Below are 20,507 nucleotides of genomic sequence, written 5' to 3' on the forward strand. Positions count from 1 at the left end.
AGATGCGCCTCATGCCGCCACCTGCCGTTGTTCCTGGCGTAGCGCATGCTGACCGATCTCGGCGAGCACCTGGTAGTGCTGCCGAACGTATGCGCGGTTGTGGCTCATGATTATCTCCAGCCAGGCACTGCCCTCGGTGGCCGGTGGTGGCAATTTGGTTTGGGTTGCGGTATTGCAGCGGGCTCAATCTTGAAGGGATGCAAGCAATGCGTTTTTTAGTTGGCTGCTTGGCTCTTGCGGTGTCAGCAACGGCTTTCGCAACTGAAGATCAGATGAAGCAATGGGAAAAGATGGATCGCTGCTCGAATGCGGCATTTATCGCGGTCACTGTCCTGGAGAGCAGTGCGGATGGGTTCCAGCAAGAGCTTGCTCTCCATGGATCCATCACTGGGCTCAAAAAAAATACCAAAATGGGGGAGGCGACCCCCACGGAAAACGAAGTCCGCGGTGCTTACAGCATAGCGAGCAGAGTCTCAGTTGAAATGCCGCGACCGTTTTCCAAGCGAGATCATGATTGGCTGATCGCCCAGGCCGCCTCAGCATGTTCGCTATGGATTCCTGACGAGAAAGCCTAAGAACCTCGTTCTCTTTGGCAATTTGGTTTGGGTTGGGGTATTACCGGCGACTGGCATGGACCGGATCAAGGAGGCCTATCTGTGAAACTCAACTCTAATTGGATCGGTAATGAGGGAGCCTCTGTCGAAGCTTTGGACGCTCTTCGTTCTGCAGCGCCTCGAGATCTCCCTTCCGAGTACTACCAATTGCTCGAATACAGCAATGGCGGCGAGGGACCACTTCCCGACCCACTCTTCAACTTCTGCCTCGACCCAGCTGAAACAGCCTCGGACGCCTCACAGATAGACCTGTTTGCAGAGATTGCATCTGGCTTGTTTGTTTTTGGCGGCGATGGTGGTGGGCAGTTGTTTGCGTTCGATCTGCGAGGGGCTAGCCCATGGCCGATAGTTACCTTCGACGAGGTGGATCCAAGTGGGAGCGTGCTTACGGCGGCCAGCAGTTTTGCTGAGTTCGTAGCATTAATCGGATAGGCGCCGCCCTCTGTATCCGGATGCAGCGAGCGTTGATGTGATGGCTTATTGCAATTATGATCGCGCCCTTCTCAAAGGAGTGATTTGATGTTTCCTCGATATTTTCGCTGGATTTCGGTACTGGGCATCCTTGCTGCAGTTGTCGTCTTCGTATTTGCCAGCCTGCAAATATTTACCGGTATGGCGCCAGCAACAGACCTGATTCGGCCCACTATCGCAGCTGCCGCATTTGGCTGGGCTTTCACTCAGTCCACAAAGGTCTGAGCCTGGGCAAAAGGGTTTACTCAGCTTCGTGAATGCTCCGGGTGCTGCGAGTAGGGCGGGTTATTCTTCGCCGTCGTGTTCGGCGTTCATTTGGAGTGATTCGGTGAATCCCGCTTGCCGCAATTTGCGCGCTACGTTTTGAGTTATGTCGATTACGTGGCGCGGAATCTGGAGGAAACAAGCGGACTTCTCGGCAGCCAGCGAGTGGGCCTGTGCGATCAGTCACCAGATGGTCGGGCGATCTACCTCTTCGATACCGCTGTGTGCGTCTATTCGTTAGCGTCCAGATTGCCTGGCGTTTGCCGGTGGGTACTGGAAAAGGCCTGGAAAAAGCCCGATGCCCCTGGGCCAGACTGTCTGGCAGTAGTGGTACTGTCTACGCAGCACCCCTGGAGCCTGCTAGATGAATCGTCAAAGTCCACCTCTTCGCGTCGCAACGCCTCTAGCCGCACCAAGCATTGAAAACCCTGCCGCTCACCCACCTATTTGGCATCGCGACCCGGACTTACTGACCCTTGGCAGCACTGGGGCGGCCATTTTGGGTTTCTGCTTTACGTTGCTTATATTCTTACCGGCCTTAGGGTTGATGATATTTCTCCTTATCGGGCTCGAAGCGATGCAAGGTGTGCCGCGCAGCGATGGGTCGAGTTTCACAACGTCGTTGCTCATCCTGTTCCTGCTTGGTTTTGTTGTGCTCAAGGGGCTGGTCTTTGCGTGGATTTTCTCTGCGCCTAGAGTGCTGGCCTTCACGTTTGACGAAAATCAGCAACTGCTTACCCTCACTGTCACCCGTCGCGCCCGTAAACCCAAAGAGGTGCATGTGCCATTTAGCGACATCATTTGTATCAGCCCTTACGTGCTCGCTTCGTATGACCGCGATGGCCATTTTAGCGTCGTGTGCCAGGGGCCGAGGGACAAGGAGTTCGTGTATCGATTGGCTGAGGGTACTTCTCTGGAAGAAATGGAGTTTCATGCTGCGTGGTTGCGAGGAATAATAGGCGAACGGATGCACGAACTACTGAATCTGGACAAATGAACGAAGCACGTCCATCTAACCACTAATTGTCGCTCGATCAGCTTCATATCCCGGTCCTGGTTAGCGTGCTTGCTCTTGAACGTGAAGCCGGACATGAAAAAGGCAGCCTTCGCTGCCTCCAGTTCTGCTTGGCGCTGTGCGCCTACGAGGATGTGATTGTCGGTCATAGTGCCTCCACTTGATCTGTATGGCGCTTTCACCGCGCTCCAAGTGGGCCCAGGTTGGTTCTTCCAGGCGTTCCGCCTCGGCCGCTTTCCCCGCGAAATGCTCCTGTAAGTCCAGCCAAGGCACCTGCTCTGTGCGCAAAGCGCGGCGAGCCCGGCCGCCGTTTCTACTGACAGCAAAGGCCGTGCTCTTAGGGTCTCCCACCTATCATTCCCTGGATGGATGGCAAGTGCCGCCTGGCCGAGCGCCTTATTCCTAGCTTCCCTTCCTGTGAGTGCTACGTTGAAGTCTTCGCCGACAGTGCCAAGTTGAACTTCCTGCGGTCCCAGTCTGCGCCAGTTGAAGTCCTCAACGACATCAACGGCGACCTGATGACGTTACACCAAACCTATCAAAACTTAGCGGCCCCCATTCTTCTGTGGGCGGCAATAAAATCTTGAAAGCTTTTAATAAAACCTCGTCTTATGTCAGGTAGTATTTTTTTTAGAATCAGAAAGTAAAGATAGATAGGTGTTGCATCGCCCGTCCCCTCATCTATCCAGCGCTCTTCTGTTTCAAAACAAAAAAGTACACAGCGTATGAGATTCGCAAAATTTTCATCTGATTTACGGTGCTGTTTCTCTACCTCCCAGAGCTCTAGCGCAAGCTTTCTCCGGAGATCTCCATCGTTTTCTATACGTTCTCGCAGGATGCTTTCTTCGATATATGGAATCAGCACTTTCAACTTCGGCTCAGAAACGCTAGCAAGTACACCGTGGTCAATCAGACTGAGCAAATAGCGAGCGTAGTGACGTGTCATTTCACCGAAAGTCACGCTCGCTTCAAGTAACGCCTTTTCAAGGTAATCGAACTCTTGAATCTCCAGGCTATCAATCATCATACAGCTCCATCTTTTACTCTTATCGTGCAGCAGCAATCGGCCTAAAGCGGCCTGTGCAGATTCAGGAAGGGGTTCGAATCCCTATTCTCGCTATCCTGGTTGCATTTGGCGAACTGGTTATTGGCTAGGGAGGCGAGGTCGTGGGGAAAAAATGAGGCAGTCCATATGCCAAACAATGCCATTTGATGCCATGCGAGGATCTGTCTGGATTTTTCGGAATGCCCTACAGCCCTTGTTATTCGGGGCTGTAGGGCTTTTTTGCGTTAATACCTGAGTACAATCGGCGTGTGCTTAGGGCGCGTCGGAAGATTTGGGGGGGTGGACTGCCCCCGGCACCGTAAACTTCTTCAGGCTCTGCTGTCGTCAGTGTGAAGATGCATTGCTTGTTTGCAGCTGTTTCGATCTGCATTTAAAGTGTGCTCAATCAGCTACCAAGGCCTCAAGCCAGTCATTTTCTAAAGGATTGCAAGTAAAGAATTATGGAAAATCAGTTTGTCGTGCAGCGCGTTATCGTTGCGTTCCTGATCATTATCGTTGCGTTGGGCAGTATCGCTTTCATTGGTTGCCTGGCCAGTCCTCCAGGCTTCGTTTCTGGTATCAGAATGATGCTGGCAATCATGGCCTTGGGGCTTACATGCCTGCTGTGCTATCCACTGGTCATTACCTACTGGATCGTCTCAGGGCGGCCAACAGGGATACGCGACCTATTGATTGTTCATAGCATCGTATTAGGTGGTTTTGTTGTTTGGTATCTGCTGCTTTTATTTGAATGAAGGCCGTTCATCAGCGCTGGCAAGTAGGTAAGGCGCACTGGATGTCAGCTTGAAATAACGGTCCTGTTTCTTCCGCTGGACTTGGCTACGTACAAGGCTTTATCGGCTGTGTTTATCAGGTCTGCGGGCGTTTCAAATTCAGCTCCGGAAAGTGTGCTAATACCAATGCTGATAGTGACCACGCCAAGTGGCGATTCGCTGTGCGGTATCTTGCTGTTTTCCAAATCAAGACGGATTCTTTCGGCTAGCAAGAAAGCTCCAACGTAATCTGTGTCGGTAAGAACGATGGCGAACTCCTCGCCACCGTACCGGGCGGCGAGATCACCGATTCGGTTGGCATTTTTCTTGATAATGGCGCCCACCGTTTTCAGGCACTCGTCACCCTGTACATGCCCGTAATGATCATTGTAGTTTTTGAACAGGTCGACATCGATCATTATTAACGCGGTACCGTCTAGCTTGCGTTTTGTTCGAGTAACTTCTGTATCTAGAAAAAAATCAAAATGACGGCGATTGGCGAGTTGTGTCAATGCGTCTTCGAGAGCCATCAAGCCAAGGGATTTATTGACTTCGATATAGTTGTTCTGTTGCGCCTGTAGTTCTCTTTGTGCCTGAATTTGCTGACTCATCAGCCTGATCAGTCGATAGCCTATTATGCTAAGTATTATCAGCAGTATGGAGGACATGATCAGGCTGGCAAAAGACTCTTTGCGCCAGTCGGCGAGGATCTCGTTCCTATCAAAGGCGGCGATAATGACCAGTGGGTATCCACTAATGCGTCGAAAACCAATGACCCGCTCTACGTTATCGATATAAGACCTTATGGTTGCAGTGCCTGAACTTACATCAGGTTTCAGTAAAGCGAATACTTGACCTTTTGATATGTCGGTGCCGACATCTGAGTCGCGGAAGGGTTTACGCACTACAATATGGCCGCTTGTACTCGCCAGATTGATCAGACCATTTTCCCCCATGTCTACACCGTCATACAGGCTGAGGAAATACTTAAGGTAAATTGTAGCTATCGTTACCCCGGCAAAGCTCCCGTCAGGGTGATTGATTCGACGGGATATCGTCATGATCCACTCGTTTGTTGAGCGGCTCCGTATTGATGGGCCTAGATAAGGTCCTGAGTCGGAATGATCGCGGTGGTAAATAAAATAATCACGATCTGAATTGTTTGCTCCGGCTGGAATGACTCCATTTGAGTTGAGCAACCAGCGACCTTGCTCATCATAGATAAAAAAGCCATGTATTTGAGGCAGGCGTTGTTGTTGTATTTTTAGCAATTCTTCCAGTTTCTTCAAATCTTCCGTACTACCGCCTTCGGCTTCCAGGCGTTCCTTGATCACTAAAAGTACTGTGTCAGCCTGGGTTAAAGTGGCCTCGATGTTAGATGATAAAGTCTTGGAGAGATTTGACATCTCCGTTTCTTTGTCGTGAAGGTGGTACTCCAGGGAGTTGAAAATTCCCCAGGTGCTTATTGCAATTAATGAAATACATACCACCGCCACGAACAGGATGACATGGCCCACCTTGAGCTTGGCCTCGGCCCACTCGGTGGAAAAAATGGAGGCTTTTTTTAGTAGCATCACGCCCTTTCCTATGGCTATGAGTTGTTGGTGCTCTTGGCTGAGCGCGGACAGCGGATCGAGCGCAAACGTGGACTACTAGAGGTGGCAGGATGATTTTGTCGAGCCATGTTCACAGCATGACCATGACGCTTGTTACATCGGCAATAGTAAGAGGAGGCACCGGCAGTATCCTGGAGGGCCCCGCCAATAACCCAAAGGGCATCCAGGCTCTTGCTTTTACTCTTGCCGTTTACGGCACGCATTTCTGAATCACCATAGACCGCGATGATGACTCAGGCTAGTCGAGGTGGAGATAACTGACACTATTGATCTGGCAGAATTTGCAATGATTTCTGCTCGCGGCTTGGCACATCACTCACGCTCGGGTGGAGCTAAAACCACGGGAGAGTCTTGGAATACCGTCTATTCGGCCTGTTCTTTATGTTGCAGGGGGACGGTCAATTCGCCGGCTGAGTGCAATTCGAAGCGACCAACAGTATAGGAGGGGAAGGGGAGAAGCGCTGGAGGTAGAGTTGCAAAATCGGTACTGCGGCAGTGCATTGAATGCAACTGGAAAGTCCTGCGTGAGCAGGGCTCGCCAGCCTTTGGCATGACATCAAGGGGTTAAGCTTTAGTGTTTATGATCTCGCCGGTTATTTGCCCGCTGCCATTTACCACTCCAGAAGCCGGTGCTGCGGTGCTTGCAGTCTGGTGGTGGTGCTTTTGTATCAAGCGTTGAGCCTGGCGATCGCCATGTCCCGCCTCTTGAGCGGTTTGCGCCGCCGTCTCGGTGGCCTCTTTCAGCGCTGCTTCAACATTGCTGGTGGCCGTGGACGTGGCCTGAGTGGCTTTCGTCGTGGGCGGGTTCTGGGCAGAGCCTTGTCCGTTAATAGTCACAGGGTTTGAAGCTGATACTGCTCCGATGGACATAGATAACTCCTGACTGAGTAGGTTGCACCAATGCGTCTTAGTCTTTGCGATTACGTTAACGTTACCCGCTGAGTCCCTGTTTTCAGGACTGTTTCATCTGCCTCCCTAGATCAACCCATAACGGGGACTAGAGTAGGCGCGCAGTTGTAGCGCCTTTGTCAGATAAAGGTGAAAGCTTTGTGGTTTTGATGACGAGACTGGTGTTTTTACTGGGCATAGTTTGAGCAAGAAGCGCTGCTTCTGATGAAGCGCGCTGCTTGCATGCCCGGTGAGGCCCGAATCTTCCACCACGTAATCCATCATGTTGAGCGCCCCGTAGCACGACGGATAGTTGATCGCGGCAAAAGACAGATGAACAGAAGCTGCGCCCAACAGGCAGCGCGAGTCAGGTGGTGTCGGGTCTAGAAAGGAGTGAGTGCAGGACCGAGTTTCAGGGCGAGGTGATCGATAGGCGAAAGTGTCACTGAGTCAGCACAGGGCATTGGCTGGAGAAAGTACCGGCAGTGGTGGAAGGCTCATGTCGCGGATGGCGGCTTCGAGCTTGTCCTGGTAGATCGTCAAAATGGAGTAATCCAGCTTTTGGCTGATGTCGGCGCCATCTGCCGAGCTCGCCAGAAGCTCGTTCAGCGCCCCCGCCACCAGCTCGGCTGTGACTTGCAGGACGTTGATTCCAAAACCGCTATCTGCAATGAGCAGGTTCGTTAAGTCGTACATACAGCCTCTGTGGTCACTGTTCACATAAATAATGGCTATGAGCCATTATCAGGATAACCAAACTGCCTACTCGCTGTCATCGAAAAAAGATCAATGGAATGGGGGGGACCTCAATGCAGAGTAGTGATCAATCCGGGAATTGCACTCACACACCTGGAAAGCGCTCCAGGCTGAAATTTTCAGCAGCAGTGCCTTCAGTCTGTGTACCATTTTGACCCGCGAAGATAACCAAGGCCGATTTGCATGATGAGACTGACGAAGGGCGACAACCAGGGCCTGAGAGTGGGGCCGCGTTGGCCCTCTTCAAAGGTGCTGATGGAGAGGGAAGTATTTCTTCAACTGGTCGAGGTCCAGTCACGATTGCCACGTTCGGTGCAACTGCTGGTGACTCGGGGTTATGAGAACAGAAGCAGTTACCTGGGTTTTTTCAGAAGCTTGTCACGGTGGTTGGGTATCAAGTTGTTCTGCCTGTGTTATCCGCAGCGCAAACACGAGCTGGAGGATATCTTCGGCTCCAATGGCCATGATGTGGACGGCTCTCATGTCGACGTGTCGATTGTTCTCAATGGCAAGAGATTGCGTTTTCTGCCCCTGGGCGTATTTACCTCGCTTGTTTGTCAAGAACGGTTAAAAGCTCGGTATTCGGCTGTCGTGGATGAGGTCAAGGAAACGCTGAGGCAATGCGGTTTCGAGATTCATCGCAATCACACGGAAAGCCTGCAGATTCACTGCGATTACAAGGCTTGATGGCTGAGTGTTGATTGGTGCCAGTGATTGCTGTTGTGTCGCGGTGCCTATGGCGCTCACCAATGAAAGTAACAAGGATGTTGCGTGTTGCTTAACCTGTTGTTGCTGGTGCCGCTGTTTTGTGTGAGTGGCTGCATGGCTCTGATTGTACGAACGACTCCCGAAACCTGTCCCTACATTGGCGTCCGAATGGACTGGGCACTGGCGGAAAACAACAACGGGGTGCTGTGGCCGCTGCTGGCGCTGGATGCACCATTCTCTGCCGCGGTGGACACGTTGATGTTTCCCTTTGAGTACCAGTACAGCTGCAAACTGTGAGGATGCTGTCGGATCAGCCCGCGTAGTCGGCGGTACCCGGGAGCTTCGATTGAGCCCGGTTGAGACTGCAGCTTGTCTGGGCTGGAGCCTCAACCGAGTTCGACGGCGAAAATCCGCCGGCTTATTCCCAGCGTTTGAACAGCACGCTGGCGTTGACCCCACCAAACCCGAAGCCATTGGACAGTGCGTATTGCATGGCCACTTTACGTGCCTGGCCGCGAACCAGATCCAGGCCCTCGGCGGCCGCATCCGGGTTCTCCAGGTTGAGCGTGGCGGGAGCGATCTGGTCGCGTAGGGCGAGGATGGTAAAGATCGCTTCGATCCCCCCCGCAGCTCCCAGCAGGTGACCGGTGGCGGACTTGGTGGCGCTGATGGCCAGGTCGCTAGTGGTGCCGAATACGGTCTTGATGGCCGCCAGCTCACCTTTGTCGCCCACCGGAGTGGACGTGGCGTGGGCATTCAGGTGCTGGACCTGGGAGGCCTCGATACCCGCCTGGCGCAAGGCTTGCTGCATGGCGCGGCGGGCGCCGTCGCCGTCTTCCGGGCCGGCAGTCATGTGATAGGCGTCGGCGCTGGTGCCATAACCCACCAGTTCAGCGATGGGCTGTGCGCCACGGGCCAGGGCGTGTTCCAGGTACTCGATAACCAGCAGGCCGGCACCTTCACCCATGACAAAACCATCCCGAGCCTGGTCGAAGGGGCGTGAGGCGCGTTCCGGGGAGTCGTTGTACTCGCTGGACAAGGCTCTTGCTGCGGCAAAGCCGCCCAGGCTGACGCGGTGAATCGTCGCCTCTGCACCGCCACAGACGGCGATGTCGATTTCACCCGCGCGAATCATCCGTGCCGCATCACCAATGGCTTGAACCCCGGCGGCGCAAGCGGTGACCGGTGTTCCCAGTGGTCCCTTGAGGCCGTGGCGAATCGACACGTGACCTGCGGCCAGGTTGCTCAGGAAGGATGGAATGGTGAACGGCGACAGGCGTCGTGGCCCCTTGCTGTCGGTGGTTCGCACGGCCTCGGCGATGGCCGGAAATCCTCCCACGCCGGTGGCAATGATGGTGGCTGTGCGCTCCTGGGCTTCGGTGGTATCCGGCTTCCACTGGGCCTGGGCCAGGGCCTCTTCCGCCGCTGCCAGGGCGAAGAGGATGAAGCGGTCCATCTTGCGTTGTTCCTTGGGCGCCAGCAGTTGATCCGGATCGAAGCCGGCCTGCGGGTCCTGGGCCAGGTCAGGCACCTGGCCGCCGATGGTGGTCGACAGCTCGCCGATGAGCTCCTCCGGCAACTGGCGGATGCCGGACTGTCCCGCCAGCAGGCGCTGCCATATCTGCTCGACCCCACAACCCAGTGGAGTAATTGCGCCCATGCCGGTGACTACGATGCGTTTGCTCATGCAGGTCCTGCTCCTTCAGCTTGTTTGGGTGGGGAACAACACAACGAAACGTGGACGATACTATCATCATGAAAGTAACATCCGAATCCATAAATATTTGAGGTGCCGCGCGGGAGCCAGCCATGCAACGAAAAAGTCTGATTGACGCCGAATGTCCAATCGCTCGCGGTCTGGAGCGAGTGGGCGAGTGGTGGAGTATTTTGATCATGCGCGATGCGTTGCATGGCTTAAGGCGCTTCGATGAGTTTTCCCGCAGCCTGGAGATCGCCCCGAATATGTTGACGCGGCGCCTGAACTCCCTTGTGGAGGCGGAGTTGCTGGAACGCCAGGCCTACAGCCAGCGACCTTTGCGCTATGAATATGTGCCCACTGCCAAGGGCGAGGATTTCCGTGTCGTGCTCATGGCTTTCGTGGCCTGGGGCAATCGCCACTTCGCGCCTGAGGGCGAGAGTGTGCAGATTGTCCAGCGCGCGACCGGGCAGCCGGTGCAGACGGTAATGGTGGCTGTCGTCGATGGCCAGCTTGTGCCGTTGGAGGAGTGCACGGTGCAGGCGGGGCCAGCCGCCAGCGCCAGCATGCGCGAACGGCTGGCGGGCGTTGCCGATTAAGGACGAGGCCCGGAGGGTTTGCTGCGGCGCCAGGCAGGGTGAAAGTGCCGCCAGTGGGGATCTTGTGCCGCGGCCAGCAACTCTCGGTCCCCCCGGGTGTCGCCCCAGGCGCGCAGGCGATATTGGCTCAGCGGGCCATAGACGCTTTCCAGGCGCAGCACCTTGTTTTCACACCGACAGTTGTGGCCGAGGATTCGCCCGCTCAGGACACCGTCGATCACTTCCAGCTCAGTGCCGATCAGTCTGACGCCGAGACGCGTGGCGAAGGGCTGCAGGACCAATGCAGGAGAGGCCGAGCACAGGGTCACCAAGGCCCCGGACTGGATCTCGCTGGCCACTGCCTGCAGGCCGCTCGGACGCATCAGCCGGGTCCAGGACTGTTGACAGAACGCTTGCGCTTGCTGCTGGATCCACGTCACCTCCACGCCTTTGAGAAAGGTCGCGATCAACTGCGCCTTGAGCTGGTCACGGTCAACCCGGCGCGCCAGAAACCCCAGGCTCGGCAAGGCCAACCTGAGCATTCGCCGATTGAACTCGCGCTGACCAAATGCAAACCGCAGAAAGGGCACGAAGCTGTCGTGTCGGGTGAGGGTGCCGTCGAAGTCAAAGACCGAGAGCACTTGGAGGGCGTCGGAGCCCGGGTTGAGCGATTGCGTTTCACCGTGTTCAACCAAGGGCGGCGAAGCTGTGTCTGCAGCGGGAACTTCTGGCTGATGCGGATGGAGCGACATGATGATCTCGGTCGTTGTACAGATGTAATGCCTGCAGCTTACGCGCTCCAGGCCTGGAGGGCGCCATGCAGAGTCTTGCGTGCATGATTCACAGAGTGGTTTCCAGGGCCGGGTCAGCGTCCTTGCCGGAGCGCTTCAGGGGGCGTCCTTCAAGATCCATTGGCGGGGAGGGAATCGTTGGCGATAGGGATGGCTGCGGACGCATTTGCTCGTGCCCTCTCGACCATTGCCATGATGGTTGCGCGCAGTTCGTCCTGGGCTTGGGCGGGAGTGATTTCTTCCAGGGCTGCGGCATGGGAAACAGCCTCGGCGGCACCGAGCATCGCCCGCAGTCCTGCGGTTGCAATGACCTGGTCGGCAGCGAAAGGCTCCAGGGTGTCGCGGCATTTTTTCAGGAAGATCTTCTGATACTCACCCTTGATGGCCTCAAGCTCCGGCGAGCTTGCCAGGGCGGCGATGACCCCGGGTATTTCGCGCCCCTGGAGCAGCACGCAGTCGACATAGGCGCTGGCGATCACGGTGGCGCGAGAGGCCAGGGTCGGCTCGCTATTTTGCAGGGCCTGATCCATCCGGGCGGTCTGGCGCTGATCGAAGTCCTGATACAGCGCCGCCAAGAGTACTGCTCGGGTAGCGAAATGGTCGTAGACAACAGGCTTGGTGACGCCTGCCTGCTCGGCAAGGTTGCCCAGGGTCAGCGCCTCGGTGCCGCGCTCACGGACAATCTGCCAGGCAACAGTCATCAGCTGTTGCAGGCGCTGTTCCCGGGACATTCGGCGTCGTTGTGCCGGATGAGAAGCGGTTTTCTCGCTGCTTGACATGGCTATGTACCAAAAGTAACTTATGGGTCGTAATTTACTAAAAGTATATAAGTCCCCAATCATTCAGCGCAATCCGCTCGCAGGAGTATTCGCCGTGCATGCACTTATTGTTGTCGCCCATCACGATTCCCAGTCCCTCACTCAGCAACTTGCGCGGCAGATTGCCGAGGGGCTGCAGGTGGCCGACCCTCGAAACACTTCCGAGATCGCCGATCTCTGGGCGGAAGGATTCGATCCTTGTTTTGGTGCCGCCGATATCGTGGTCCATCGCACCCAGGCGCAGCCTCCTGCCGATGTGGTGGCGGAACAGGCACGAATTGATCGTGCCGATACCCTGGTCCTGGTCTACCCGGTGTACTGGTGGTCCATGCCGGCATTGCTCAAGGGCTGGATTGACCGGGTGTTCTCCAATGGCTGGGCCTTTGATTTCCAAGCGGACGCCAAGCTTGAGAAGAAGCTCGGACGGCTTCAGGTGCATCTCGTGGGTGTTGCCGGGGCTGATGCCAGTACCTATGAGCGGCACGGTTATCTTGCAGCCATGAGGGCCCAGATCGATCATGGGATCTTCGATTACTGCGGAGCTCGTGTCGTGACTTCGCAACTGCTGTGCGACTCGGAGGCAGGGGAGGCGGCGTCTCATCTGAGCCGTGCGCGGGATATCGGGCAAGCGCTCTGGAGTGGCAACAGGCTCGTCGAGCCAGCGTGAGATCGATCTAGCAGGATGGAGGGAAGAAGAGATATGTCGGGATCGTAGGGAGCTTTACCTTCGAAGGCAGGCTTGAGCCCTTACCCCCAGCAGCACCAGGCAAAGGTGGTCACGCAGAGCAGCAAGGGCAGGGTATCGAGAAAGTCATTCATACCAGCTCATTCCATTCAGGCAAGTGCCGGCAATTTAAGGTGAGTCCCAGTATCTGTCTGTTGCGATTGTGTGAATTTTCAGTGCGCTTTCGTTTAAGGCGCAAAAGGTTGCTTGGTGCAGCAAGGCACTGTGTTGCGAATCCAGATACTGAGGCTGGAAGACGCTGCCTAGAAAAAGCCAATACCTCAAAAAAAGTGTGGATAATTAATGACTTAGGTGATTTTATTTGCACTTTTTTCCTCAAAATATCTTGTTACAGAATGTACTGTTCCGTTACTATGCCCCTGCGTTCACCCACCACGGTTTATGCATTTTTAGCCCCAAGTATCCATCAGCTGCTTGGGCTTTTTTTTGCCTGGAATTTGTCCAGGTAGCCCCTCTTTGAATGACTTTCCTGCTCTGACAGCACTCGCGAATACCTGGCCTGCCGCATACGCCTGTTGCGCGTGCAAGGTGCTCAGTGGGAGCTCCAGTGTGCACCCACAGAACTGTTACAGTACGCACCTTTGATGCGACAGCAGTTTGTGTATTCACGGCGGGATGCTGATGAGCCAACATGATGGCGAAAGGGATGACAGTGAGAGCGGATTCAGGACGCTGGTCCTCTCAATCGTGGGTATTGCAGTGGTTCTCGGGATCTACATTGTCCGGTTCAACGCTGAAACCGATAGGGAAAGAGCCGAGGCATTGGATGAGATCCTGCGCTGCCGGCAGCAGAACATGCCATCGCATCTCTCGGCGAGCGATCCTAACGGCCCGGTTGGCGAGTGCCGCCATCTAGAAGACAGCTATGTCAGAAGGTTTGGTTTTTCTCGCTGATTGAACGATTCGAGTCTCTTGCTGATAGGTTTTTCCATCTTTGCTGTGTGACAGCAGTGCAGTGCAGAGCACTGCCACTGCTGCCCGAAGCTCACCGGGTAGCGCGTTTCAACCGTCAACGATTTGCAGTTCTTCACTTGCCTGTGGGGGTACGAAGTAGCGGCAGATCAGTTCGAATTGTTCTTCGCTGGTGGAAAAGGGATGGTCTCCCTGACGATTGCGCTCGTGTAGTCGCTTGCGGCAAGTGTCCTCATCGACATTCAGCAGGTGCAACTGATGTTGCACCCCGGCCCGGTCGGCCAAGGATCGTAGCCATGCCCGCTGGGCGAGGGTGTTGGCTGGGAAGTCCAGAACGACACTGGTTCCTGCGCGCAATGTGTCCACCACCAAAGGCTCCAACACACTTCCAAGCCGCTGGGCATACAGCAGGTAGTCCGCAATCGAATGGATGGTGTCTGGATACAGCTGCGCCAACCATTGATCCTCGCAGATCAATACGCTGCCGGGAGTCTGTGACAGTTGTTTGGCGAGTGTGGATTTGCCCGAGGCGATCTTGCCGCACAGCAGGTGTAAAACAGCGGCGGATGGTGGGTTCATGCTGCATCTCCTTGGTTTGAGGCCTCAGAAGAGCGGTCATGAATCTCCGCCTCTGAGGCGGGTGCTGACTGGTTGAACAGCCGCTATCCCACCCGGTCGATGAGGTGGCTAATAATCGATGGGCAGTGAGATTTCGAGGGCAGGTTCATTGCTTGAAACTTACACAGATCGCCGAAAAAAGCATAGCAGCATGAACAGCAGAAGAGTTGATTGGCTCTGTCTGCAGGTACTACCCAGTTACTGTCCCGATTCCGCTGCAGAACTGTGGAGCAGTTAACAGTCCCCTGAGTTTTTTCGACGCGCAGCGAACAGAGCTGGCCTATTCTTAAAGGGAAAAATCCACAAAATCCCTCACAAGCGAGAAAGCCATGCTCTCCACCCGCGAGCTATGCCACATACTGGAATCCGGCTTTCTCCCTCTTTCCTGTACTTGCAACACGAATCCCAATGGTTCATTGACCATCAAGATCTACGACGCCGAATCGGGTCGAGTCGATTTGTTGCTGACAGGCGTATCGACCGCCCATCTCACCAGCGTGCGGGACATCTCCAATCTGATTGGCGAGTTGCGTACCGAGCTTCGGGCCGGACGCAGGGCCTTCGCCGGTGGTTTTACCAACTATGCCGGTTGAGTGGTCATCCGATCATTGCTGACAGTTGAACATGTCATCCCGAGCGCATAGCGTTGGGCTGTTCGCCCGGTATCCATGACTCTTTACCGGTTCATGGATGGCGAGGTCATGTGTGCTGGGCGAACTCTTTTTCTGTTGCTGTGCGTTATTCTGGCGCTGCCTGTACTATCCCCTGGCTGTGTCACCATCGGTTTTAATGCCTGAATTAGCTATTTACGCCTCGACCTGTGTTAGCAGTCGACTCGAAATCAAGGAGGATCCCCATGTACCTGGGAAGCACGCCACCCCCTAATTACACCTATGCCCAACTATCAAAGGTACTGGAGCAAAACCGTACGGTTGCTCAAGTCAAAGGTGCCGAGGTTGAAGCTGAAGTAGAGAAGGACTTCTCCGCCCATCTGGACGCCGCACAGGCCCAACCTCAAGATGAGACGCTCAAGCTTTCGCTGGGCTTTGTCGCTGAAGCCTGAGCTTCATGGGCCGCCCCTCAAGATCGAAGGTTTTATGGAACGTGATTGCGTCAACCTCATTCGAGGTTGACTCAAAACGATAAGTCTTTAAAAATCAGTTGGTTGGCTAATTATCACCATGTTAGGCTTGCCGTCTTGCCCAGTGGCTACGAGGGTGAGCAGTTCACACCGCTGAGAAGTATCCAGATATTGTAGATCCATGATTTACAATGTTTTTTACGTTCGGTCCTGAGTGAGGAAGAAGGCATTTTTGCCGGACTCGACCTTGCTTCATAAGGGTTGGATGTATATATTCCACACCCTGTTTCAAGCACTGGACGGCTGAATGCCGATGGATTGTTCCAGTGTCGCGTTATCGCGCTACCGCCCGAATGGCGAAACTGGTAGACGCATGGGACTTAAAATCCCCCGCTCGTAAGGGCGTGCCGGTTCGATTCCGGCTTCGGGCACCATCTATTTCAAGGGCTTGCACGGTTTTTTTGAGTGAGCCTTATCCTGAACTGCTCCGCAATTTCAAATACTGCTCCGCAATTCACTTTGTAGGCGTGACCTTTTTGCCTATCCGTTTGCGGATGTAGTTCTCTGTCATCACCACCGTGGTGTGCCCAAGCTGATCTCTTGCTTGCAATATGTCGCCACTGGATTCCGCTTTGTCGGTGCCGGCCTTCGCTCGCAAATCTCGCATCTGAAAATCAGCTTTTTCAACTCCTGCCGCCTCGCGCGCCGCATCAAACCTTCCCCGCAGCATACTGGCTGTCATTGGTTGGCCATTGTCCATCACAATCAGCCTGCTAGTGCGAATGGCCATCCCGGCCTTCCTGGCCAGTATTCGGTCAATCACCACCTTCAACTCACCGGTGATCTCGATCCTCCTTTTTGCGCCAGTCTTGCCCTGGTGAACAGCCAGGCGGTTATCCCGGATATCGCGCTCGTCCATCTTCAACGTGTCCGCGATCCGTTGACCAGTCAAATAGAAGAGGTCTAGAGCATCCTTCAGCGGCTGCACTGCATGCTCATAAACCGCCGCAAGTACTTCGTCCTCGATGTACTGATCTCTTCCAGCTTCCTTGTGACCTTTGACGCCTGCGCATGGATTGGCAAGCGCGGTGAAGCCGCTACTTCTTGAGAAGTTCCAGATTGCACTAAGGAGCGCTTTTTCGCGATTTGCCCTGACCGGAGCGGTTTTGCCTCGATGCCGTAGATACTGAACGACATGCTGAGGCTCGATCGCATCGAGCGGGGCCGGTGATGCCGCCGCGCTGGAGCGCCTCGAATGAAGGGAAGCGGCGGTACAACTCCATTGAACCGATATCTTGCACGAGCTCCAGCGCCTCGTCGTACTCGCCGCGGGTCATACCCTTAGACGCGTGCACCAGGAACCGTCCGCGGTACTTGGTGTGCCAGCTGCGGTTCTCGACGTCCTTGCCGCCGTGGATGATCAGCCACGCCCAGGGCTGGCGAATGGAAAGCGCCTTCATGGGGCCACCTGGGTGCAGTAGCGTTCTGTGCGTACGCTTCTTTGTCCGCATTGGCTGAGGTCAAGCCTTCAAGCAGCACCTCGATCCGCTTCTCTGCTGCCTGTGCGGCTTCGAACCAATCCCTACGCGAAAGCTCTCGGTCGTTGTCTGTGAACGCGAGAGCGTCGATCTGCTCGTCCTTTTTGTTCAGGTCTAACTGAAGGGCAGCTACTCGCTGCTCCAGGTGTTGGGTTTCTGTGGGCATGGGGAGTCCTATCCAGGTCAGGCTCTGGCGGTGGAGAGCGGTAGGTGTTCAGCTATAGTTGAGACGTCATTCACATGGAGGTGTTTATGAGCGTCAGTGTGTGTGCTGTATGCCGTCTTTATTTTCTCGGGTGCTGTATGCGCCCATTACCTGACCGGACTGGTAAGCGCTTACCTGGGAGTGGTCGAGCCCCGTAGCGTTGCCGGTATCGGTTTTCTGCTCGGCACCTTCGGCGGCTCGTTGATCGCCGCCATTACCCGGGCAATCAAAGCTGCTGACCTTTGGGCGTTCATTCGTTCGAAGTTCGGGGGAGGTGGCACATGATCCTGGAACACGTTGCAACGTGGTCTGCTGGTTTGATCGCGCTATGGGCGACCTGGTGCTGTTTGAGCGGGAAGGTCCGCGACGGGGTGTTGGGGAAGTTGATCTACGCGACTATCGCGCTGAGCGGCTACGCGCTACTGGTGCGCAACGACAGGCTGATCATGTCCCAGTCGGTGGCAGAGGCGACCTTGTACGCCTCCCTGGCCCTGGCCGGCGTTCGGCACGTCTTCATGGTCACGTACTGGCGGCGGGTGAAGGTCTGGCTGTGCCGGGTTCTGAACTGCGAGCACTGCCTGCGCTGTGACAAGGCGCCGGGTGGTATTGAGCGCCGGAGCAAGTAGCCCGCGCCACGTTTCTGAATGCACTAAATCGTGGCGCGGCAATTGGTAATGCTGGCGATTGCGTTTTTACGGTGCGGATTGTTGGGGGCGAGGAAATTCGCGCTTCTGGCGCTTTCATAGCTGACTACTCGTTTGATTGCGGGGAAGACGCAATAGAGCTGAGCGTTCTAGGAATCGAGTACCCCAACTATGACGAAATCTTTCCTGAGCACGTCGCGGCGTATGAGCGCCAATGGAGTTCGTAGATACACTTCGGGCTGCTGGAAGCTTTGGAGGCCTAGGTGTGCCGCAGGTGAGTGCGGCACACTTCGAAAACCTGTCGCGACATTAGGCGCGATTGATGATTTCGATCTGAGCTTCAATCTCGGCCTTGACAGGGCTGTTCCTGCCTTGGAAATTGACCGTCCCGTTTGCGAACACGTTGCAAATCAACCTATCAGGGAATGTGAATTTGGCGGTCCCAATCGTGTCCGGGAATGTTTTCTCAGCGTTCGGATAGGAGATTTCGATATGCGCGATAAGGCGTGCCGGATTGCCAACTTGAGTCATTAGGATCTTCCTTGTGTTAATGGAAGCACCTAAATACCGGCAACGCGCCACTATTTCAATCCCGCCTTTAGGCTTACCTGAGACAATTTATGACAACCAAGCAACCCGACTGGGAGGCGATCGAACGAGCCTACCGGGCCGGCGCGCTTTCCATCAGAACCATCGCTGAGCGCCAAGGCGTGAGCGACACCGCGATCAGGAAGAAGGCCAAGGCCCTGGGATGGGCGAGAGACCTTTCTGAGCAGATGCGGAAAGAGGTTCGCAGCAAGTTGGTTCGCGGAGAGGTTCGCAACGACCAAGGCGCGAACCGCGAACTTGACGCCGAAATCATCGAGGAGGCTGCGGAGGAAGGCGCGCAAGTGGTTCGCAGCCACCGCCGTGATATTCGCAAGGCCACGAATATTGCGAACCTTCTGATGGATGACCTGCTCACCACGATCAAGCGCCGCGAGGAGATCGAGGACGCCATCGCTGAAGAGACTGCCGGTGATGAGAGTGGCTTTCGTCGTAGCTCGATGTTTGCAGCCGTGGCCCTGCCCAGCAACGCCAAGACTCTTTTCCAGCTGTCCTCGGCTATGAAGAATCTCCAGGTGCTCGAGCGTCAGGCATTTGGCCTGGACGAGAAGGAGAAGACTGACGAAGCGGACGAACTGTCCAGGCTGATGGATGAACTATCGAAGGAAGCCTGACCCATGAAGCCCGAGCACCTGAAATTGCTCCGGGGTCGGTTCTGGCGGCTGAACAACCTCTACTTCATCACGGACAAGCAGGGCAAGAAGGTCCGCTTCCGCATGACGCAGGAGCAGGTCGATTACTTCCAGGGGATGCACACCCGGAACATCATCCTCAAGGCCCGGCAGTTGGGCTTCACCACGCTGGTATGTATCGTCCAGCTGGATGCCGCGCTGTTTGAGGCCGCCAAGTGCGCCTTAATCGCCCACACCCTGAACGACGCCAAGCGCCTGTTCCGGGAAAAGGTGAAGTACGCCTACGACAACCTGCCGAAAGAGGTCCGCGCTGCTAACCCGGCGCGCAACGATGCCGCGGGCGAGCTGGTGTTCAGCAAGGGCGGGTCGCTGTATGTCTCGACCTCTTTCCGGGGCGGCACGCTGCGCTACCTGCATGTGTCCGAGTTCGGGAAGATCTGCGCCAAGTTCCCACACAAGGCGCGGGAGATCGTCACCGGTGCTTTCGAGGCCGTGGCCGCTGAGTGCTTTGTCACCATCGAGTCGACGGCTGCTCAAGGATAAGGGCTACACCTACTCGGAGCACTGGGGCCCGCACGACATCGATAACCGCGAGTTCGGCAGTGATGCCAAGACCCGGCGAGAGCTGGCACGTGAGGGCTACGAGATCGACGGCGAGAAATACAGCATGACCTTCGAGGTTGTCCCAAAGCTTGGCATCAACGACGGCATTGAACAGGTTCGCGAGATCCTGCCGAGATGCGTATTCGACGAGGCCAAGTGTGAAGAAGGGATCGGCTGTCTCGAAAACTACCGAAAGGAGTGGGACGACAAGCGCGGCTGCTGGAAAGACAAGCCGCTCCATAACTGGACCTCTCACGGCTCCGACGGATTCCGGTACTTCGCTGTGGCGAAGAGCGCCAGGAAGCCGGCCACCAAAATCAAAATGGGATTTGCACGCTGATGAGCGACGTCACTTTCACTCGCCCCGAGTACGACACGGCGAGAAACCGCTGGCGCTTGGTGCGCGACGTCTGCAAGGGCTCGGAAACCATCAAGGAAGCTGGCGATCGGTATCTGCCGCGACCAAACGCGGCAGACACCAGTCGGGACAACAAGGAGCGCTATGACGCCTACAAGAAGCGAGCGGTGTTCTACAACGCCACCGGCCGGACCAAGCACAGCCTGGTGGGCGCTGTATTCCGTACCTGGCCGACGCTGACGGTCCCGGGTGCGCTCGACTATGTGGCCAAGGATGTCGATGGTCAGGGCGTGAGCATTTACCAGCAGTCCCAGTCAGTGATTGGGCATCTGCTTGAGGTGGGGCGTCACGGGTTGCTGGTGGACTACCCGCAAGTTGATGGTCAGGCGGTGAGCCTTGCCGATATGGCGTCGGCCCGTGCTGATCCCGAGCATGATGCCGGAAATTTTATGGGTCCCAGCAAGCATGTATGTGCAGGCTGCCTGGTACGTACTGCCGGCCGCTCTGAAAGCAGCCCTGTTGATTGGCATCT

The 20,507-nt window shown here is 55.5% G+C and carries 24 protein-coding genes, 1 tRNA gene and 5 pseudogenes; 19 read left to right on the top strand and 11 right to left on the bottom strand.

The features are described 5' to 3' along the window. Positions 1-206 precede the first annotated feature (206 nt). From GV818_RS13755 to GV818_RS34450, 5 genes and pseudogenes are all read left to right on the top strand, one after another. Positions 207-575, top strand: coding sequence for a hypothetical protein (locus tag GV818_RS13755; protein WP_161757227.1), 369 nt, complete (start codon positions 207-209; stop codon positions 573-575). A gap of 81 nt (positions 576-656) precedes the next feature. Further along, a complete protein-coding gene (locus tag GV818_RS13760; RefSeq protein WP_161757226.1) occupies positions 657-1,046 on the top strand; it encodes an SMI1/KNR4 family protein in 390 nt (129 codons plus the stop codon). Positions 1,047-1,133: 87 nt separating this feature from the next. Next, complete coding sequence (locus GV818_RS34115; protein ID WP_178124898.1) at positions 1,134-1,310, top strand: hypothetical protein; 177 nt, start codon at positions 1,134-1,136, stop codon at positions 1,308-1,310. 403 nt (positions 1,311-1,713) lie between these two features. Next, entirely contained in the window at positions 1,714-2,346 is a 633-nt protein-coding gene (locus tag GV818_RS13765; RefSeq protein ID WP_178124899.1) for a hypothetical protein, read from the top strand. A 383-nt stretch (positions 2,347-2,729) separates the two neighbouring features. Next, positions 2,730-2,909: pseudogene (locus GV818_RS34450) on the top strand (DNA adenine methylase); the annotation flags it as partial. Here the strand turns inward: GV818_RS34450 and GV818_RS13770 are convergent. Further along, positions 2,903-3,388, bottom strand: coding sequence for a hypothetical protein (locus GV818_RS13770; protein ID WP_161757225.1), 486 nt, complete (start codon positions 3,386-3,388; stop codon positions 2,903-2,905). The pseudogene GV818_RS34450 and the gene GV818_RS13770 sit on opposite strands and share 7 nt — an antisense overlap. Before the next feature lie 482 nt (positions 3,389-3,870). Between GV818_RS13770 and GV818_RS13775 the strand changes: the two genes are divergently transcribed. Then, positions 3,871-4,164 (top strand): hypothetical protein, encoded by a 294-nt coding sequence (locus tag GV818_RS13775; protein ID WP_161757224.1) that lies wholly within the window; start codon positions 3,871-3,873, stop codon positions 4,162-4,164. A gap of 44 nt (positions 4,165-4,208) precedes the next feature. Here the strand turns inward: GV818_RS13775 and GV818_RS13780 are convergent, their stop codons facing one another. The 3 genes from GV818_RS13780 to GV818_RS13790 all read right to left on the bottom strand — a co-directional run bounded on the left by GV818_RS13780 (position 4,209) and on the right by GV818_RS13790 (position 7,382). Then, positions 4,209-5,756: a sensor domain-containing diguanylate cyclase gene (locus tag GV818_RS13780; RefSeq protein ID WP_161776851.1), complete on the bottom strand. Its 1,548-nt coding sequence runs from the start codon at positions 5,754-5,756 to the stop codon at positions 4,209-4,211. Between the two features lie 606 nt (positions 5,757-6,362). Further along, positions 6,363-6,668: a hypothetical protein gene (locus GV818_RS13785; protein WP_161757223.1), complete on the bottom strand. Its 306-nt coding sequence runs from the start codon at positions 6,666-6,668 to the stop codon at positions 6,363-6,365. A 468-nt stretch (positions 6,669-7,136) separates the two neighbouring features. Beyond that, the gene (locus GV818_RS13790) at positions 7,137-7,382 is read right to left on the bottom strand and encodes a hypothetical protein (RefSeq protein WP_161757222.1); all 246 of its coding nucleotides are present in this window, start codon (positions 7,380-7,382) and stop codon (positions 7,137-7,139) included. Positions 7,383-7,625: 243 nt separating this feature from the next. On the opposite strand from GV818_RS13790, the gene GV818_RS13795 reads away from it, so the two are divergent. Continuing rightward, complete coding sequence (locus GV818_RS13795; RefSeq protein ID WP_161757221.1) at positions 7,626-8,129, top strand: hypothetical protein; 504 nt, start codon at positions 7,626-7,628, stop codon at positions 8,127-8,129. A gap of 84 nt (positions 8,130-8,213) precedes the next feature. Next, positions 8,214-8,447, top strand: coding sequence for a YceK/YidQ family lipoprotein (locus GV818_RS13800; protein WP_161776799.1), 234 nt, complete (start codon positions 8,214-8,216; stop codon positions 8,445-8,447). A 121-nt stretch (positions 8,448-8,568) separates the two neighbouring features. On the opposite strand, the gene fabF is transcribed toward GV818_RS13800, so the two are convergent. Next, entirely contained in the window at positions 8,569-9,837 is a 1,269-nt protein-coding gene (gene fabF / locus GV818_RS13805; protein WP_161776800.1) for a beta-ketoacyl-ACP synthase II, read from the bottom strand. Positions 9,838-9,959: 122 nt separating this feature from the next. Between fabF and GV818_RS13810 the strand changes: the two genes are divergently transcribed. Continuing rightward, positions 9,960-10,445: a winged helix-turn-helix transcriptional regulator gene (locus GV818_RS13810; RefSeq protein ID WP_161776801.1), complete on the top strand. Its 486-nt coding sequence runs from the start codon at positions 9,960-9,962 to the stop codon at positions 10,443-10,445. Here GV818_RS13810 and GV818_RS13815 read toward each other — a convergent pair. Continuing rightward, positions 10,442-11,176 carry an HAD-IB family hydrolase gene (locus tag GV818_RS13815; RefSeq protein WP_161776802.1) on the bottom strand — a complete coding sequence of 245 codons (735 nt, stop codon included), beginning with the start codon at positions 11,174-11,176 and terminating at the stop codon, positions 10,442-10,444. The two genes, GV818_RS13810 and GV818_RS13815, sit on opposite strands and share 4 nt — an antisense overlap. Before the next feature lie 149 nt (positions 11,177-11,325). Further along, the gene (locus GV818_RS13820; protein WP_161776803.1) at positions 11,326-11,994 is read right to left on the bottom strand and encodes a TetR/AcrR family transcriptional regulator; all 669 of its coding nucleotides are present in this window, start codon (positions 11,992-11,994) and stop codon (positions 11,326-11,328) included. Between the two features lie 94 nt (positions 11,995-12,088). On the opposite strand from GV818_RS13820, the gene GV818_RS13825 reads away from it, so the two are divergent. Together GV818_RS13825 and GV818_RS13830 are read left to right on the top strand one after the other, a co-directional pair. Continuing rightward, positions 12,089-12,700, top strand: coding sequence for an NAD(P)H-dependent oxidoreductase (locus tag GV818_RS13825; protein WP_161776804.1), 612 nt, complete (start codon positions 12,089-12,091; stop codon positions 12,698-12,700). A gap of 699 nt (positions 12,701-13,399) precedes the next feature. Then, on the top strand, positions 13,400-13,672 hold the full coding sequence (locus GV818_RS13830) for a hypothetical protein (RefSeq protein WP_161776805.1): 273 nt from the start codon (positions 13,400-13,402) through the stop codon (positions 13,670-13,672). A gap of 108 nt (positions 13,673-13,780) precedes the next feature. Here GV818_RS13830 and GV818_RS13835 read toward each other — a convergent pair whose 3' ends face one another. Then, entirely contained in the window at positions 13,781-14,269 is a 489-nt protein-coding gene (locus GV818_RS13835; protein ID WP_161776806.1) for an AAA family ATPase, read from the bottom strand. A gap of 368 nt (positions 14,270-14,637) precedes the next feature. On the opposite strand from GV818_RS13835, the gene GV818_RS13840 reads away from it, so the two are divergent. From GV818_RS13840 to GV818_RS13850, 3 genes are all read left to right on the top strand, one after another. Then, positions 14,638-14,901, top strand: a complete 264-nt coding sequence (locus GV818_RS13840; protein ID WP_161757212.1) for a DUF1652 domain-containing protein — start codon at positions 14,638-14,640, stop codon at positions 14,899-14,901. Between the two features lie 263 nt (positions 14,902-15,164). Next, positions 15,165-15,371 (top strand): hypothetical protein, encoded by a 207-nt coding sequence (locus GV818_RS13845; protein ID WP_161776807.1) that lies wholly within the window; start codon positions 15,165-15,167, stop codon positions 15,369-15,371. Between the two features lie 365 nt (positions 15,372-15,736). Beyond that, positions 15,737-15,823: transfer RNA gene (locus GV818_RS13850), tRNA-Leu, on the top strand. Between the two features lie 80 nt (positions 15,824-15,903). Here the strand turns inward: GV818_RS13850 and GV818_RS13855 are convergent. Then, a pseudogene (locus GV818_RS13855) lies at positions 15,904-16,617 on the bottom strand (tyrosine-type recombinase/integrase); the annotation flags it as partial. Next, complete coding sequence (locus tag GV818_RS13860) at positions 16,514-16,849, bottom strand: ASCH domain-containing protein (protein ID WP_161776808.1); 336 nt, start codon at positions 16,847-16,849, stop codon at positions 16,514-16,516. The gene GV818_RS13860 and the pseudogene GV818_RS13855, both read right to left, overlap by 104 nt. A gap of 382 nt (positions 16,850-17,231) precedes the next feature. Between GV818_RS13860 and GV818_RS13865 the strand changes: the two are divergent. Both GV818_RS13865 and GV818_RS13870 read left to right on the top strand, forming a co-directional pair. Further along, positions 17,232-17,417 (top strand): annotated as a pseudogene (locus GV818_RS13865) (MFS transporter); the annotation flags it as partial. Continuing rightward, positions 17,414-17,758: a hypothetical protein gene (locus tag GV818_RS13870; RefSeq protein ID WP_161776809.1), complete on the top strand. Its 345-nt coding sequence runs from the start codon at positions 17,414-17,416 to the stop codon at positions 17,756-17,758. The pseudogene GV818_RS13865 and the gene GV818_RS13870, both read left to right, overlap by 4 nt. Positions 17,759-18,085: 327 nt before the next feature. On the opposite strand, the gene GV818_RS13875 is transcribed toward GV818_RS13870, so the two are convergent. Further along, a complete protein-coding gene (locus tag GV818_RS13875; protein ID WP_161776810.1) occupies positions 18,086-18,307 on the bottom strand; it encodes a hypothetical protein in 222 nt (73 codons plus the stop codon). 89 nt (positions 18,308-18,396) lie between these two features. On the opposite strand from GV818_RS13875, the gene GV818_RS13880 reads away from it, so the two are divergent. From GV818_RS13880 to GV818_RS34780, 3 genes and pseudogenes are all read left to right on the top strand, one after another. Continuing rightward, complete coding sequence (locus tag GV818_RS13880) at positions 18,397-18,996, top strand: hypothetical protein (protein WP_161776811.1); 600 nt, start codon at positions 18,397-18,399, stop codon at positions 18,994-18,996. A gap of 3 nt (positions 18,997-18,999) precedes the next feature. Then, a pseudogene (locus GV818_RS13885) lies at positions 19,000-19,957 on the top strand (hypothetical protein). Then, positions 19,957-20,397 (top strand): annotated as a pseudogene (locus tag GV818_RS34780) (DUF4055 domain-containing protein); the annotation flags it as partial. The pseudogenes GV818_RS13885 and GV818_RS34780, both read left to right, overlap by 1 nt. Between the last annotated feature and the right edge of the window lie 110 nt (positions 20,398-20,507).

Source organism: Pseudomonas sp. Fl4BN1 (assembly GCF_009908285.1).
In the GTDB taxonomy this organism is placed as follows: Bacteria; Pseudomonadota; Gammaproteobacteria; order Pseudomonadales; family Pseudomonadaceae; genus Aquipseudomonas.

Coding starts and splice junctions, on each gene's coding strand:
- GV818_RS13755 (WP_161757227.1), top strand. CDS start 207: ATGCGTTTTTTAGTTGGCTGCTTGGCTCTTGCGGTGTCAGCAACGGCT.
- GV818_RS34115 (WP_178124898.1), top strand. CDS start 1,134: ATGTTTCCTCGATATTTTCGCTGGATTTCGGTACTGGGCATCCTTGCT.
- GV818_RS13765 (WP_178124899.1), top strand. CDS start 1,714: ATGAATCGTCAAAGTCCACCTCTTCGCGTCGCAACGCCTCTAGCCGCA.
- GV818_RS13770 (WP_161757225.1), bottom strand. CDS start 3,388: ATGATTGATAGCCTGGAGATTCAAGAGTTCGATTACCTTGAAAAGGCG.
- GV818_RS13775 (WP_161757224.1), top strand. CDS start 3,871: ATGGAAAATCAGTTTGTCGTGCAGCGCGTTATCGTTGCGTTCCTGATC.
- GV818_RS13780 (WP_161776851.1), bottom strand. CDS start 5,756: ATGCTACTAAAAAAAGCCTCCATTTTTTCCACCGAGTGGGCCGAGGCC.
- GV818_RS13785 (WP_161757223.1), bottom strand. CDS start 6,668: ATGTCCATCGGAGCAGTATCAGCTTCAAACCCTGTGACTATTAACGGA.
- GV818_RS13790 (WP_161757222.1), bottom strand. CDS start 7,382: ATGTACGACTTAACGAACCTGCTCATTGCAGATAGCGGTTTTGGAATC.
- GV818_RS13795 (WP_161757221.1), top strand. CDS start 7,626: ATGATGAGACTGACGAAGGGCGACAACCAGGGCCTGAGAGTGGGGCCG.
- fabF (WP_161776800.1), bottom strand. CDS start 9,837: ATGAGCAAACGCATCGTAGTCACCGGCATGGGCGCAATTACTCCACTG.
- GV818_RS13810 (WP_161776801.1), top strand. CDS start 9,960: ATGCAACGAAAAAGTCTGATTGACGCCGAATGTCCAATCGCTCGCGGT.
- GV818_RS13815 (WP_161776802.1), bottom strand. CDS start 11,176: ATGTCGCTCCATCCGCATCAGCCAGAAGTTCCCGCTGCAGACACAGCT.
- GV818_RS13820 (WP_161776803.1), bottom strand. CDS start 11,994: ATGTCAAGCAGCGAGAAAACCGCTTCTCATCCGGCACAACGACGCCGA.
- GV818_RS13830 (WP_161776805.1), top strand. CDS start 13,400: ATGAGCCAACATGATGGCGAAAGGGATGACAGTGAGAGCGGATTCAGG.
- GV818_RS13835 (WP_161776806.1), bottom strand. CDS start 14,269: ATGAACCCACCATCCGCCGCTGTTTTACACCTGCTGTGCGGCAAGATC.
- GV818_RS13840 (WP_161757212.1), top strand. CDS start 14,638: ATGCTCTCCACCCGCGAGCTATGCCACATACTGGAATCCGGCTTTCTC.
- GV818_RS13845 (WP_161776807.1), top strand. CDS start 15,165: ATGTACCTGGGAAGCACGCCACCCCCTAATTACACCTATGCCCAACTA.
- GV818_RS13860 (WP_161776808.1), bottom strand. CDS start 16,849: ATGAAGGCGCTTTCCATTCGCCAGCCCTGGGCGTGGCTGATCATCCAC.
- GV818_RS13870 (WP_161776809.1), top strand. CDS start 17,414: ATGATCCTGGAACACGTTGCAACGTGGTCTGCTGGTTTGATCGCGCTA.
- GV818_RS13875 (WP_161776810.1), bottom strand. CDS start 18,307: ATGACTCAAGTTGGCAATCCGGCACGCCTTATCGCGCATATCGAAATC.
- GV818_RS13880 (WP_161776811.1), top strand. CDS start 18,397: ATGACAACCAAGCAACCCGACTGGGAGGCGATCGAACGAGCCTACCGG.